Origin of the sequence: Paenibacillus phyllosphaerae, assembly GCF_014192105.1 — a bacterium.
Lineage (GTDB): Bacteria > Bacillota > Bacilli > Paenibacillales > Paenibacillaceae > Paenibacillus_Z > Paenibacillus_Z phyllosphaerae.
Genome location: NZ_JACHXK010000004.1, coordinates 368,029 through 382,822, shown reverse-complemented (window position 1 = coordinate 382,822; position 14,794 = coordinate 368,029). Strand labels below are relative to the sequence as shown.

The 14,794-nt window shown below is 54.7% G+C and carries 11 protein-coding genes; all 11 read left to right on the top strand.

The features are described 5' to 3' along the window. Window positions 1-70 precede the first annotated feature (70 nt). The gene (gene mutS, locus FHS18_RS11975) at window positions 71-2,836 is read left to right on the top strand and encodes a DNA mismatch repair protein MutS (protein ID WP_183600274.1); all 2,766 of its coding nucleotides are present in this window, start codon (window positions 71-73) and stop codon (window positions 2,834-2,836) included. Window positions 2,837-2,865: 29 nt separating this feature from the next. Then, window positions 2,866-5,127 (top strand): DNA mismatch repair endonuclease MutL, encoded by a 2,262-nt coding sequence (gene mutL / locus FHS18_RS11970; RefSeq protein ID WP_183600273.1) that lies wholly within the window; start codon window positions 2,866-2,868, stop codon window positions 5,125-5,127. Next, window positions 5,124-5,894, top strand: a complete 771-nt coding sequence (locus FHS18_RS11965; RefSeq protein WP_183600272.1) for a class I SAM-dependent methyltransferase — start codon at window positions 5,124-5,126, stop codon at window positions 5,892-5,894. The genes mutL and FHS18_RS11965 overlap by 4 nt, the downstream gene beginning before the upstream one ends. Further along, window positions 5,891-6,877 (top strand): tRNA (adenosine(37)-N6)-dimethylallyltransferase MiaA, encoded by a 987-nt coding sequence (miaA, locus tag FHS18_RS11960; RefSeq protein WP_183600271.1) that lies wholly within the window; start codon window positions 5,891-5,893, stop codon window positions 6,875-6,877. Before FHS18_RS11965 ends, miaA begins: the two co-directional genes overlap by 4 nt. Before the next feature lie 17 nt (window positions 6,878-6,894). Then, on the top strand, window positions 6,895-7,137 hold the full coding sequence (hfq, locus tag FHS18_RS11955) for an RNA chaperone Hfq (protein ID WP_183600270.1): 243 nt from the start codon (window positions 6,895-6,897) through the stop codon (window positions 7,135-7,137). Window positions 7,138-7,336: 199 nt separating this feature from the next. Then, window positions 7,337-10,027 carry a transglycosylase domain-containing protein gene (locus FHS18_RS11950; RefSeq protein ID WP_183600269.1) on the top strand — a complete coding sequence of 897 codons (2,691 nt, stop codon included), beginning with the start codon at window positions 7,337-7,339 and terminating at the stop codon, window positions 10,025-10,027. Window positions 10,028-10,092: 65 nt separating this feature from the next. Next, a complete protein-coding gene (locus FHS18_RS11945; protein ID WP_183600268.1) occupies window positions 10,093-10,845 on the top strand; it encodes a peptidylprolyl isomerase in 753 nt (250 codons plus the stop codon). 209 nt (window positions 10,846-11,054) lie between these two features. Continuing rightward, entirely contained in the window at window positions 11,055-11,612 is a 558-nt protein-coding gene (locus FHS18_RS11940; RefSeq protein WP_183600267.1) for a ribonuclease FAU-1 family protein, read from the top strand. Next, a complete protein-coding gene (locus tag FHS18_RS11935; RefSeq protein WP_183600266.1) occupies window positions 11,609-12,271 on the top strand; it encodes a YdcF family protein in 663 nt (220 codons plus the stop codon). The genes FHS18_RS11940 and FHS18_RS11935 overlap by 4 nt, the downstream gene beginning before the upstream one ends. 188 nt (window positions 12,272-12,459) lie before the next feature. Further along, the gene (locus FHS18_RS11930) at window positions 12,460-13,446 is read left to right on the top strand and encodes an AAA family ATPase (protein ID WP_183600265.1); all 987 of its coding nucleotides are present in this window, start codon (window positions 12,460-12,462) and stop codon (window positions 13,444-13,446) included. A gap of 34 nt (window positions 13,447-13,480) precedes the next feature. Next, window positions 13,481-14,773, top strand: a complete 1,293-nt coding sequence (hflX, locus tag FHS18_RS11925; RefSeq protein ID WP_183600264.1) for a GTPase HflX — start codon at window positions 13,481-13,483, stop codon at window positions 14,771-14,773. Window positions 14,774-14,794: the final 21 nt, after the last annotated feature.

Genomic DNA, 14,794 nt, shown 5'->3' with positions numbered 1-14,794 from the left:
CAATCTGCTATAATGAACTTCTGATGTTTGTTCTTACGGACTTAATCGATTACTAGCAGGAGGGGCGCGCATGGCGGCTTATACCCCGATGATTCAACAGTATTTGGCGATCAAAGAAGGCGCGAAGGACGCGTTTTTATTTTTTCGTTTAGGCGATTTCTATGAAATGTTTTTCGACGATGCTATATTAGCTTCCCGCGAATTGGAAATTACGTTAACCGGCCGGGAGGGCGGCGGCGAGAGCCGAATCCCGATGTGCGGTATTCCTTATCATGCCGCGGAAGGCTATATCGCCCGCCTGATCGAGAAGGGCTATAAAGTTGCGATCTGCGAGCAGGTAGAAGACCCGGCTGCGGCCAAGGGCGTCGTGCGCCGCGAGATTATCCGCGTCGTGACGCCGGGAACGGTCATGGAGACGAAGTCGATTGCCGACAAGGCGAACAACTTTATCGTCTCCGTCTCTGCCTTGGATGACAACTATGGGATCGCGGCCTGTGATTTGACGACAGGCGAACTCTATGCGACAAGCGTTCACCGGTCGCTCGATCTCGTCATCGACGAGCTGAACGTCTACTATCCGGTCGAAGTCGTAGGCGACGCTTCCGTGCTTGAACAGTTAATGGAGAGCGCAGCCAACTTCAATCGGACGATTCTGTTCACCGTGCGTGAACCGATGGAAACCGGGCAGCTTGGCGAGCAATTCGACGCTTCTGAACTGGCCCGCTTAACTCCCGTGCGGGTAAGAGCGGTCAGTCTCCTGACCGGTTATTTGGCAGAGACGCAGAAGCGCTCGCTTGGGCATGTCAGGCAGATTCGAAGCTACGAACCGAACCAATTCATGATTCTCGATCCGTTCACCCGTCGCAATCTCGAGCTGACGGAGACGGTGCGCGACAGGAGCAAGAAGGGCACGCTGCTCTGGCTGCTGGACAAGACCTGCACGTCCATGGGCGCTAGGCTGCTCAGACGGTGGATCGATAAGCCGCTGTTATCCAAGGCTTCGATCGACGAGCGGTTGGAAGCGGTAGACAAGCTGCACCGCGACTTGATTCTGCGCGAAGATCTACGCCGCGATCTGTCCGAGATTTATGATCTGGAGCGCCTCGTCGGGCGTGTGGCATTCGGCAGCGCCAACGGGCGCGACCTGAACGCGCTCCGCACATCGCTCGAGCACGTGCCGTCGCTAACGGCGCTGTGTGCCGCATCCGGCTCGCAGACGCTCCGTACGCTGGTCGAAGGCGTCGACGACTGCGCCGACCTGGCAGCCATGATCGGCACGGTAATCGTGGACGATCCGCCAATCTCGGTTCGCGAGGGCGGACTCATTCGCGCGGGTTACGACGAATATCTCGACCGGTTGCGCGATGCGAGCGTGAGCGGCAAGAAGTGGCTGGCTGAGCTGGAACGCAAGGAGCGGGAAGCGACCGGGATCAAGTCGCTCAAGATCGGCTACAACAAAGTGTTCGGCTACTTCTTAGAGGTGTCGAAGGCGAACCTGTCCATGCTGCCGGAGGGCAGATACGAGCGTAAGCAGACGTTGGCGAATGCCGAACGTTTCGTGACGCCTGAACTGAAGGAGAAGGAACGGCTCATTCTCGAGGCCGAAGAGAAAATGGTCGACCTTGAGTATGCGCGCTTCGTAGAGCTGCGAGACCATCTGTCGAGCCATATGCATCGCTTGCAGCGTCTGGCAGAGATGGTAGCGACGATGGACGTCTACCAGTCTCTGGCGGCCGTCAGCAGCGAGCATCGCTTCATCAAGCCGACGGTTACCGAAGCTGCGAGCTACAATCTCGTCGTCGAGGAAGGCAGACACCCGGTTGTTGAAGCCGTGATGGAAGGCGTGCCGTTCATCTCGAACGGCACGAATCTGACGCGTGACGACTTCTCGATGCTGTTGATTACCGGTCCGAACATGGCGGGTAAGAGCACCTACATGCGCCAGGTGGCGCTGATCTGCATCATGGCGCAGATCGGCTGCTTCGTCCCGGCGAAGAAAGCGGAAGTTCCGCTGATCGACCGGATCTTCACCCGGATCGGCGCCGCCGATGACCTGATCGGCGGGCAGAGCACGTTCATGGTCGAGATGAAGGACATCCAGACGATGACCGAGAAAGCGACCTCGCAGAGCTTGGTTATCATCGACGAGCTCGGCCGCGGCACTTCGACGGCGGAAGGGATGGCAATCGCTCAAGCGGTAATCGAGTTCGTGCACAACGAGGTGCAGTGCAAAGCGCTCGTATCGACCCATTTTCACGAGCTGGCCCATCTTGAGGATTCGCTGCCGAAGCTGGCTAACGCATGCATGGCCGTTCAGGAGAACGCCGACGGCGTGACGTTCCTTCGCAAGCTTGTGCCGGGCGCTGCGGACAGCAGCTACGGCATCTATTGCGCGCAACTTGCCGGTTTGCCGGAAGGGATCATCACGCGGGCGTACCATTTGCTTGAATCGCTCGAACAGCCCGCTGCCGAACGAACGGAGTTGCGTGCCGCGGGTGTGTTGAACGCAGCCCGTGAAGCGGCAAGCGCTGTGGAACTTCCGGACAAGCCGGTACCGGTTGCCGCTATGGCCTCCGTTGCTGCAGAATCTGCAAGCATGTATACGGCGCCAACGGCCCAGGCTGTGCAATTCGTAACGTCGGGAGCGCCGCAAGGAGTCGTCCAACTGTCTATTTTCGAAGAACCTGTCCAGGATGTGAAGCCGCGCAAGCAGGCTAGTCCGAAGGCGGAACTCGTTGCCGACCAGCTTCGCAAACTCGACTTGTTCAATATGACGCCGATGCAAGCGATGCAATGGCTCAATGAGATGAAGCAGAAGCTGCATGATGACAAGTAAGCGGATCAGACCGGGGGGAGGAGCTTCCTATGGGTAAAATTAATGTGTTGGATGAACAGCTGGCGAACCAGATAGCAGCTGGCGAAGTGGTGGAGCGCCCCTCGTCGGTCGTCAAAGAGCTTGTCGAGAATGCAGTCGATGCCGGCAGCACCACGATCGATATCGCGATCGAAGAAGGGGGCTTAAGCCTCGTACGCGTGACCGATAACGGGTCAGGGATCGAACCGGACGATATCGAGAAGGCCTTCTTCCGGCATGCGACGAGCAAGCTTGCCTCGAGCAAGGACTTGTTCCGCATCGCGAGCCTTGGTTTTCGCGGCGAGGCGCTTCCAAGTATCGCGGCCGTGGCGAAGGTCGAGTTGATTTCGTCCCCGGAAGCGACAGGCCTGGGCAAGCGGCTCGTCATCGAAGGCGGGTCTGTCAAGAAGCTGGAGGATGCGAATGCGCCTCAGGGGACGGATATCGCGGTGCGGGACTTATTTTTCAACACGCCGGCCCGCCTTAAATATATGAAGTCTATCCAAACCGAGATCGGTCACATCGCGGACTATGCCAACCGGCTTGCGCTCGCGCATCCGGGCATAGCCTTCACGTTGAAGCATAACGGGAACACGCTTCTGCGTACGACGGGGACCGGGGATATCCTGCAGGCCTTCGCGGCGATCTACGGCACGACGACAGCCAAGTCGATGCTCATCGTCGAAGGCGAGCACCCGGATTACGATCTGCGCGGTTATATCTCCAGACCCGAGCTGACGCGCGCCAACCGCAACGGCATCACCATCGTGGTCAATGGCAGGTATATTAAGAGCTATATTATCAATCAGGCGATTCTGCAGGCCTATCACACGCTGCTGCCGATCAACCGTTTCCCGATGGTCGTGCTCGACTTGAAGATGCATCCAAGCCTGCTCGATGTGAACGTCCATCCATCCAAGATGGAGGTTCGTTTCAGCAAGGAACCGGAGCTTCGCCAGTTCATCGAGGAGACCCTTGGCAAGGCGCTCGGGCGGGAACGGCATATCCCGGGTCCAGAACCTGCAAAGGTGGAGCGGTCCAAGCCGGTCTATGTCCAGGACAAAATCTCCTTCCATCAACCGGAGCCGGAATTCAAGCTTCCTTCGGTTGGCGGGGCCCAAGTAAACAGCCGGTTTGCTGAATCGGCGTTCGGCAAGTCCTCGTCTACGGGAAGCGGCGGAGTCAACCGCGATGCTGCCCTTTTCGGATCACGCAGCGAGTCCGCTCGTCACGTTCCGGATTGGCAGAACAACCGCCCTGCGCTTCCGAAGGATGTTACCGAGCGGTTGTATGCGCCGCCTTCATCCGGCAATACGCAAGGTGCGCAGGCCGTTCGTGAGACGGCTGCGGGGACGGCGTTCGCAGCGCGAGAACGGGAGCCGCTTCCGATCACTTCGGTCGCCGGAACCGAAGCTCCCGTTCAACGACCAGCAGACTCTTCCCCCCCTTCCCCCGCAGCTTATCCGATTCAGAAGGTTGAGCCGGAACGGGTGACGGGACTTGAGGATTGGGCGGATGACTTTACGGATGCGGCAACAACTGCTGATTCACCGTCTGCAGAGACAGGTACAGGCACCGCAATAGAAGCGAGCCGGTCTGAAGCAGCCGAAGCAGAACGCAACACAACAGTCGAAGGATCGCATTCGGAAGTTGATGACGGTCATGCTGCTGGATCGAAGAAACAAGCATTCCCCGAGCTCTACTGGATCGGGCAGCTGCATGGCACCTATATCATTGCCCAGAACGAGGAAGGGCTTTTCTTGATCGATCAGCATGCTGCCCACGAGCGGATTAATTACGAATATTATTTGGAGAAATTCGGCCGTCCTCAGCAGGCAAGCCAACAACTTTTGGTTCCTATGACACTTGAATTCACGCAAGTAGAGGCCGCTGCGCTTACAAGCAAGCTGGATCTCCTGAATCAAGCAGGCGTAGAGTTGGAATCGTTCGGCGCCAACACCTTCCTCGTACGCAGCCATCCGGAATGGCTGCCGCGCGGCGAAGAGCAAGAGATTATCGAAGAGATGACGGATTGGCTGCTCGCGGAACGGGGCAAGGTGGATATCGGCAAGCTTCGCGAGAAATCCGCGATTATGTGTTCATGCAAAGCTTCGATCAAAGCCAACGACCGGCTGACGCGCGAAGAAGGCGAAGGGCTGCTGCGGCGATTGGCGGCTTGCAACCAACCTTATACTTGTCCGCATGGCAGGCCGATTGTCGTGCATATGACGACCTATCAATTGGAAAAAATGTTCAAGCGGGTGATGTCTTGATAATTACGACCCCTCAGAAGCCTTCACCTGAGCTATGGGCTTATGCAGGTCAACTAAGCGAGGAGCTTGGCGGGCGGCTAGTAGACCGCAAGCAGCATTCGCTGACGATGCTGAAGAAAAGATACGCCGACGATCGGCTCCTTGTTGTGGATCCGAGCGGATTACGGTATTATGAGCATTCGGATGAGCCGTTGTATTTTCATCCCAGCATGGCTTATGTTAGAGTTAAAAGGCTGCGCAAAGGCGAGCGCGACCCGTTGATGGATATCAGCGGTTGTCAGCAAGGCGATACGGTGCTGGATTGCACGGCAGGCCTCGGCTCGGATGCCATCGTGTTCGCATACGCGGTCGGCAAGGAAGGACATGTCACCGCGATCGAGAGCGAGCCGATTCTATGCGCGGTCGTGCGCGACGGTCTTAAGACGTATAAGACCATGCACGAAGATGTCAATGAAGCTTTCAGACGGATTGAGATGCAGTGCGTCAATCATCGGAATTATCTTCAGTCTTTGCCGGACAAAAGCGTTGACATCGTCTACTTCGACCCGATGTTCCGCAAGCCGGTGCATGAGTCGTCGGCGCTCGAACCGCTTCGTTCGGTGGCCAACGCTGATGCGCTGGATGAAGAGACGATCCGGCATGCGGTTCGCGTAGCCCGCAAATCGGTGGTGCTCAAGGAACATGCAGCCAGCGGCGAATTCGAACGACTCGGATTTGCCTGCAAACATGTGAACAAAATTGCCTATGGAGTGATCAAGCCAACATGACTAGCGGAGCAACTCAAGTATCGAAGCCGAAGCTGCTCGTGCTAATCGGCCCAACTGCAGTAGGCAAAACAAAGACAAGCATCGAGCTAGCCAAGAGCTTGAACGCGGAGATTATATCCGGTGATTCCATGCAGGTGTATCGGGGCATGGATATCGGAACGGCGAAAATTAAGCCCGAGGAGATGGAAGGCGTTCCTCATCATCTGATCGACATTTGTGAACCGGATCATCCGTTCTCTGTCGCCGAGTTTCAGACGCGCTGCGCCGATTTGATCGCCGATATTACCGCGCGGGGCAAAATTCCTTTCATCGTCGGGGGAACGGGGCTGTATGTCGAGTCCGTCGCGTACGGCTATGACTTCCCGGAGACCGGCTCCGATGAGGAATTCCGGCAGGAGCAGCAGCGCTACGCTGATGAGCAGGGGACGATCGCGCTTCACGACCGGCTGTCGGCCGTGGATCCCGAATCCGCGCAGCGCCTTCATCCGAACGATGTGAGACGCGTCATCCGGGCGTTGGAGGTCTATCATCTTACGGGGACCAAATTCTCGGAACAAATGGAAGGCCAGAAACGTACATCTCCTTACGAACTCTGTATCATCGGATTAACGTTGGATCGTGCGGTTCTCTATGAACGGATTAACGCGCGAGTCGACGCGATGATCGATGCTGGTCTGGTCGATGAAGTGAAGCGTCTCTTGGACCAGGGCGTTTCGCCGACCAGCGTTGCGATGCATGGGCTGGGGTACAAAGAAATCGCCGCCTACATACAGGGATACACCACATTGGATGCTGCAATCGAGCTGCTGAAACGCGACACCCGGCGCTTCGCGAAGCGGCAGCTATCCTGGTTCCGTCATATGAAGGATATTTCCTGGATAGAAGCATCTGGAAATATTCATGAGAATTTGAAGGCGATTCATGCTATAATAGCAGGAAAGTTTAGGGTGGATCTTGAATATAGCTCTAACCAATCTCTTTAACGATGGGGGTAACGCTCATGAACAAATCGATCAACATTCAGGATACTTTTCTTAACCAACTCCGTAAAGACAGCATTCCGGTTACCGTTTATTTGACGAACGGTTTCCAAATCCGCGGCGTTATCCGTGCCTTCGACAATTTTACGATCGTAATCGATACGGATGGCCGTCAACAAATGGTGTACAAGCATGCGATCTCCACCTTTACGCCGCAGCGTAATGTTTCGCTGATGCAGCAGGAACCGGCAAGCGAGGCATAAGCCGCCTGGATTTGAAACTTTTTCAACTATTGGTTCGTTTAATTGGATAGCGGCACGAACGAGCAACCCGCCTACGTGCAGGGTTGTTCTTTTCGTTGTAAGGCGTTCATTGTTTCAACGAGAGCTGTTGCCGTTTACTACTACAGGGTATAAATAGAGACGAGAGCAACACTCGTCGAAGCAGGAGGGGAGTCGGCTTATGGCTGATGGACCACGTACGAAGAGAGCACCAGCGAAGAAGGAGAAGAAAGGCAAGAAGAAGCTGAATGGCAAGAAGTTGGCCATCTGGATGTTTTTCACGGCGGCAATCGCCGTCATCTGCGGCATTATCGGCTATCTGCTGATTGTGCTCAATGGGGAGCGGATTCTAACCGAGAACTGGGATAAGATGGATCTCGAAGAAGCTTCGATCGTCTACGATATGAATGATAACGAGATCACCCGGCTTGCCAGCATCAATCGTGAAATTGCCGAGTTCGATGAAATTCCGCAAATCATGAAGGATGCTTTCATTGCAACCGAGGACCGCCGGTTCGAGGAACATAACGGCGTCGATCTATGGTCGATCGGCCGGGCGTTGGTCAAAGACGTTATTGCCCGCAGCGCAGTAGAGGGCGGCAGTACAATCACGCAGCAGTTAGCAAAAAATCTATTCCTAACGCACGACAAGACCTTCTTCCGCAAAGCGACGGAAGCGTCGATTGCCGTAGCGCTTGAACATAAGAAGACGAAAGACGAGATTCTAACCATGTACCTAAACCGGATTTTCTTCGGTAAAGGCGCATATGGCGTGAAGACGGCCGCCAAGGTGTACTTCAACGAAGATGATCTGAGCAAGCTCGACCTATGGGAAGTGGCCACGTTGGCCGGATTACCGAAGGCGCCGAGCGCCTATAACCCAATCCGCAATCCGGAGAAGTCGAGGGAGCGGATGGCAGTCGTTCTTCAGCTGATGGTCGACCAGAAGTATATTACGGAAGCCGAAGCCGAGAAAGCGAAGCAAGATGCGCTGAATTACGTCCCGCCTGAGACGACGACAACGGCTAACACGAACAAATACGCTTCTTTCGTAGATTTTGTGGTGGATGAAGCAGAGAAACGCATGCCTGACCTGACGGAAGAGCAGCTGTATTTGGGCGGTTACAGCATCCACACTACGCTTAACCCGCAAGCGCAAGAAGCAATCGAGACGGAGTTCTCGGACGACGATAACTTCGAGAAGAGCGTGGACGACGAACAAGTGCAAGGCGCCATGATTATCGTCGATCACACGAACGGGAACATTCAAGGCATGGTAGGCGGACGCGATTATGTGAAGAAGGGTTTGAACCGTGTACTCGTTCCGCGGCAGCCAGGCTCCGGATTCAAGCCGATCACGGTCTACGGTCCGGCGATCGATACAGGCGATTGGTTCCCATGGTCAATCGTAATGGACGAGAAGAAATGTTACGGGGACTATTGCCCGAGTGACTCGAACGCGAAGAAGTACATCGGCGCAATCTCCATTCGCCAATCAATCAAGGAGTCGCGCAATGCTTCTGCCGTGTGGTTGTTGAATGAGATTGGCGTGAAGACCGGTCTGCAGTTCGCGGAGAAGCTGGGCTTCGAGTTGGATGAGAAGAACGACCGCAACCTTGCGATCGGCCTTGGCGGTCTCACGAACGGAGTAACGCCGCTTCAGATGGCAACGGCGTACAGCGCTTTTGCCAACGATGGCAAATCCGTTGATCCGCACACCATAACGAAGATCGTGGACAAGAATGGCGGCGTGGTCTATGAGTACAACGCGCCGGCAACGGAGAAGTTGATGGAGCCGGAGACGGCGTGGTACATGACGGACATCATGCAAGGGGTGCTCGAGAAAGGCGGTACAGGGACGCAAGCGCGCATCGATCGACCTGTTGCCGGCAAAACAGGCACGACGCAGCATGGCATACCGAATTACAGTTCCAGCTATAATCGCGATGCCTGGTTCTCTGGCTATACGCCGGAATGGACGGCTGTTGTCTGGATGGGCTATGATAAGACGGACAAGGAACATTTGCTGAAGAAGAGCAGCTCGCAATCAGCCGCTATGTTCAGTAAAGTGATGAAAGCCGCGATGAAGGGCATGCCGGTGACAAGCTTCGATAAGCCGAAAGATGTCGAGGAGAAGCAGCCGGTCAGCGCCGTCGCCGACTTCAATGCGGCCTATGATCCGGAGAATAAGCTGGTGAAGATGTCTTGGTCCGCGGTTGATGGCGATAATATGACGTATCGGGTCTACCGGAAGGAAGCCTCCGAAACGGAATTCACGAGACTTATGGATGCGCTCGACTCGCATGACGTCAACGATATGAGTATTGCGCCAGGTTTGACCTACGAGTATTATATTACGGCTTATGACGCCAATACGGATGTCGAGAGCGGAGAGTCCGGTCATCTGACCATCGAGATTCCGGAAGAAGAACTTACGCCGGTTGATCCGGTCGTTCCGCCGGATGATACAACGACACCTGGTGAAGGCACGGAACCTCCTGCGGAGGAATTACCTGGCGAAGATGGCCAGACGAACGGAACCGAAGGTGAGCCGACGAATGGCAACGGCCAGACGAATGGCCCTCTGAACGGTGAAGGAACAGGTAACGGGAACGGGAACGGAACTGGAAGTACGAACGGGAATGGTGCCGGAAGCGGGAACGGCGTAAACAACGGCAATGGCACTACGAACCCGGGTAACGGGGGACAGCCCGGCAATGGGACGACGGCACCGGGCAACGGCCAGAATGGCAATGGCGGAACAGGCGAAGGCGTTAACGGAAACGGCGGTACAGACGTTCCGGCAGATGGCGAGCCATTAGACGACCTCTCCGGGACTGAGCTGCCTGACCTTACGAATCCCGCACCATAATGTAACAGGCATGAACTCCATGTTCAAGACGATTCCATGATCTACTATTCGACGGAGGTTAGACGATGCAAAGCAAACGGATCCTTACCATAACCGTGCTGGCTGCCTTGTTGCTAGTAGCAGCTGGCTGCGGCGCCAAAGAACAACTGGAGAACAATGCCGCGAACAATGCGACGACAGGCGGGGGAACAACCCAGACGGAGCCATCCAATACGGCTGGTAATGCAGCCTCCGAGGATGCTGCTGGCGGCGAAACGGCGACTGATGAACCAACTGACGTCAAATCTTGGGACGCAATGCCGGAGATGACCATTGATCAATCGAAGACTTACTTGGCCCATTTCACAACGAACAAAGGCGATTTTACGGTCGAGCTTTTTGCCAAGGATGCTCCTCAGACGGTGAACAGCTTCGTGTTTCTCTCGAACGAGAAATTCTATGACGGCGTCAAGTTCCATCGGATCATCGAGACCTTCATGATTCAGACGGGAGATCCGACGGGTACGGGTTCAGGCGGACCAGGATACAATATTCCAGACGAGCTGGACAATGGCTACAAGTATGATGAAGGCATCGTGGCGATGGCTAATACCGGTGCGCCGGACAGCGGCGGCAGTCAGTTCTTCATCTGCACGGGCGCAGACGCGGCGAACCTGAATTCGATGCCGAACTATACGATATTCGGCAAGGTCGTCGAAGGCATGGACGTGGTTACGGCAATTGCCCAAACTCCGGTTGAGGCGAGCCAAATGACGGGTGAAGTCAGCGTTCCGTCCGAAGAGATTAAGATCGAAACGATTTCCATTGAAACGAAATAAGTGCCATGGACATGACGGGGAGCGTAAATCGCTCCCTTTTTTGTCGTTTTACAAGCTTATACAAGCTGGGGGCTTGGTTTATTTTGGCCGTAAACTGGAGATGGACGTTAACTTATGGTAAGCTTTTTTTAATGAAACGGAATATACTAGTAACATGCAGGCCGAATTTAACGAGTTGATTGCGATCCTAACGGAAAGGTCGTTGCCGTATGAAGAGGAAATTTTCAGACCGAGCCAACTGGCGACGCATCCTGCGGAGAAGCTACACGTGTCTGACGATGGACGGCGACGAGTTCAAAGGACTTGTAACGTTGTATCGTATTCACGAATTACGTGAACCGCTTTGGAAAGAATACAACGGTCGCAAACTATGCCTTGCCGATCGCGGCTATCTATGGATGCAGCACTTCCCCCGAGGCGAGCATTTTGTGGTTACGACGATGTTCGATGACAAGAACCGGGTCGTGCAGTGGTATATCGATATCTGCAAGACGCAAGGGTTGACCGACCAACAGGTGCCTTGGTTCGATGATCTGTACTTGGATGTTGTCGTGCTGCCAAGCGGCGAAGTATTCTTGTTGGATGAAGATGAGCTGGAGGACGCCCTTCGCCAAGGCTCGATATCGAATAAGGATGCTGCGCTTGCCCGCAAAACAGCTGGAAGATTGTTGTCTTCCATTAAGAGCGGGCGATTCCGCTACTTCACGATGAGTCTGAAGCATCGTAAGACATTGGTTGCCCAGAATGGAGAGGTTAGCGAGTCATGAAGACGGCTGCCGCAAAGCCGCGCAGCAAGCCGCATAAACGAAAGCGTCGGCGTTCGTTTATGCGGTTGTTGCTTCGCCTTATCGCTGTAGGACTAGCGTTGTTAGTCTTCTGGTGCGGTTACTCGCTATGGTACATTAACAGCTATGTGGCACCGAAATCGCTTTCGAAAGCCGATGCTGCAATCGTGCTTGGCGCTGCTCTCTGGCAGGACAAGCCGAGCCCGGGTCTGAAGGAGCGGTTAGACCATACGCTTACGCTGTATAAGAATGGGGATGCGGGTCATTTTATCGTATCCGGCGGTTTGGATCAGAATGGCTCGACGATCACGGAAGCGGAAGGCATGCGCGATTATTTGGTTCAGCATGGCGTGCCTATCGATCGTATCGTGCTGGAGCAAGAAGCGACGAGCACCTACGAGAACTTGCTGTATAGCAAGCCGCTTGCGGAGAAGAAGGGCTGGACGAACCTGATTATCGTAACGCATGAGTACCATGCGCCGCGCGCGGCCGATATCGCGGATTATCTCGGCTATTCGAATACGGTTGTTTCGGGGACGAAGTCGGTCGCCTTGTCTGCCGTATGGAATCAAACGCGCGAGGTGCTTGCCTTCACCAAATGGAAACTGGATGAACTGATGCTGAGTCTAGGTCTGAAGTAAACCGGCATCTTGCATTCCCACATGTGAGTATCATGTCCGATTCATATTGCTTGTCCTTCCTAAATTTGTTAATATGCCCGCTTGTGATCGAATACAATGGGTAATGCGGCGCGATCGAGCTAGTCTTCTTCAGACATGCTTGTGGATGCGTCAGACAAGGCAGAGGACGAAGGATGGGTGATAGGGCAATGAACGAACGAGTGGGGACAACGGGGCAGACGGGAAGCGCTAGGCCCTCCCGGCAAATTAATGTGGTTCTTCGCAGTCAAGAGCCTTATGTTGCAACCGGTGCTGCACCTACATTGGAGAGCGAACCGCCCGCGGCGTCAGCCAAAACGATCACTCCCGGAGATCCCTATTCGGAAATTAGCCGAGAGCTCGAAGCGATGGTGGGCCTTGATAATGTTAAGCTGTTGGTCTACGAGATTTATGCGCTGCTGCAAATTAGCCGCATGCGGTCTGAGGCCGGGTTAACCGGCGGGTCGCATGTGTACCATATGATATTCAAAGGCAATCCGGGCACAGGCAAGACGACGATTGCCCGCATCGTCGCCAAATTGTTCAATAAAATGGGCGTGCTGTCCAAAGGGCATCTGATCGAGGTGGAACGCGCGGATCTGGTCGGCGAATACATCGGCCATACGGCGCAGAAGACAAGGGATCTTGTTCGCAAAGCGCTCGGAGGCGTGCTGTTCGTGGACGAAGCGTATAGCTTGGCGCGCGGCGGCGAGAAAGATTTCGGCAAGGAAGCCATCGATACGCTGGTCAAGGCCATGGAGGATCATCGCAATCAGTTCGTGCTCATCCTTGCAGGCTACCCGCTGGAGATTGAACATTTTCTGATGACGAATCCAGGCCTTCCATCGCGCTTTCCCATCCAGATCGAATTCCCCGACTACAGTGTCGATCAGCTCATCCAGATCGCAGAGCTTATGGCGAAAGATCGGGATTATACGCTGATGCCGCAAGCGCTGTTTAAGCTGCGCCAACATTTGATGGCGGAGAAGACGGCTTCGCTCTATTCCTTTAGCAATGCGCGTTATGTCAGGAACATTATTGAGAAAGCGTTTCGTCACCAGGCTGTGCGGTTACTGAATCAGTATTCGAGCGGATCTCCCGGCAAACAGGAATTGATGGCCATTCGGCCTGAGGATCTGCGCTGGGATGCCAAATAACTTCTTCCAAGCCAAAGGAGCGAATGACATAGGAATGCGACCAACAACTTATGCTACAGACACCGATCTGAAGGATCGCGCCATACTCGTCAGTCTTGTCACGAATGAAATCAAACGTTCCTCCGGCGACCCGGAGCATTCGCTTCAGGAGCTGGTCAATTTGGCGGAGACAGCAGGCGTTGAGGTTCTCACGTCCATGACCCAGAATAAAGAGACGCCGGATTCCAAGTGGTTCATAGGCAAGGGCAAGGTGGAGGAAGTGCGTTCAGCCGCGGAAGAACTTGGTGCGACCACTGTTATTTTCGATCAGGAGCTGTCCGGCGCGCAAGTTCGTAACTTGGAAGAGACGCTCGACTTAAAAATCATCGACCGGACGCAGCTGATCCTGGATATTTTTGCCCAGCGCGCCAAAACGCGGGAAGGCATCATTCAAGTTGAGCTTGCTCAGCTCAGCTACCTTCTCCCGCGGTTATCCGGTCATGGCAAGAATTTGTCCCGACTAGGCGGCGGGATTGGTACAAGAGGTCCCGGTGAAACAAAGCTGGAGACGGACCGCAGGCATATTCGGGATCGTATCTCGGATCTGAAGGGGATGCTCGACGAGGTGGTCCGCCATCGGACGCTGCATCGCGAACGCCGTCGCAAATCGGGAGCGCTGCAGGTGGCATTGGTCGGTTATACGAATGCCGGCAAATCGACTTTGCTGCGTGAGCTGACGAATGCCGACGTCTATGTGGAGAACCAGCTCTTCGCTACCTTGGATCCGACGTCTCGCAATCTGGAGCTTCCAAGCGGCAAGGAGATCATATTGACCGATACGGTCGGATTCATCCAGAATCTCCCGCATGATCTTGTCGCAGCCTTCCGGGCGACGCTTGAAGAGGTGAACGAGGCGGATCTGGTTCTCCACGTCGTTGATAGCTCATCGCCTAACCGTGAAGAGCAGATGGCTGTCGTGGAGAAGATTCTCGGCGAGCTTGGGGCTGCAGGGAAGCAGATGATTACGGTCTATAACAAGATCGATCTGTGTCCCGACGACGGCTCCTGCATGAAGCCGGCAAGCGGCGAGCATACGATTGCAATGAGCGCTTACAATCGCGAAGATCTGATGAAGTTGCTCGAGCTCATCCAGGGGAAGCTGGCTGGCGAGACCCGCACGTTCGTCTTCCCGGCAGAGCGAGGCGATCTGATATCGCTAGCCTACCGGACTGGCGATGTGCTGGCTCAAATCGTGGATGGTGATGCGGTGCGCGTCACGGTATTAGTTAACAAACAGGATTATGAAGTTCATGGTTATAAACTTAAAGAGTTCGCTGAGCACGTGTAAAAGTGGTATTTTTCACATTGG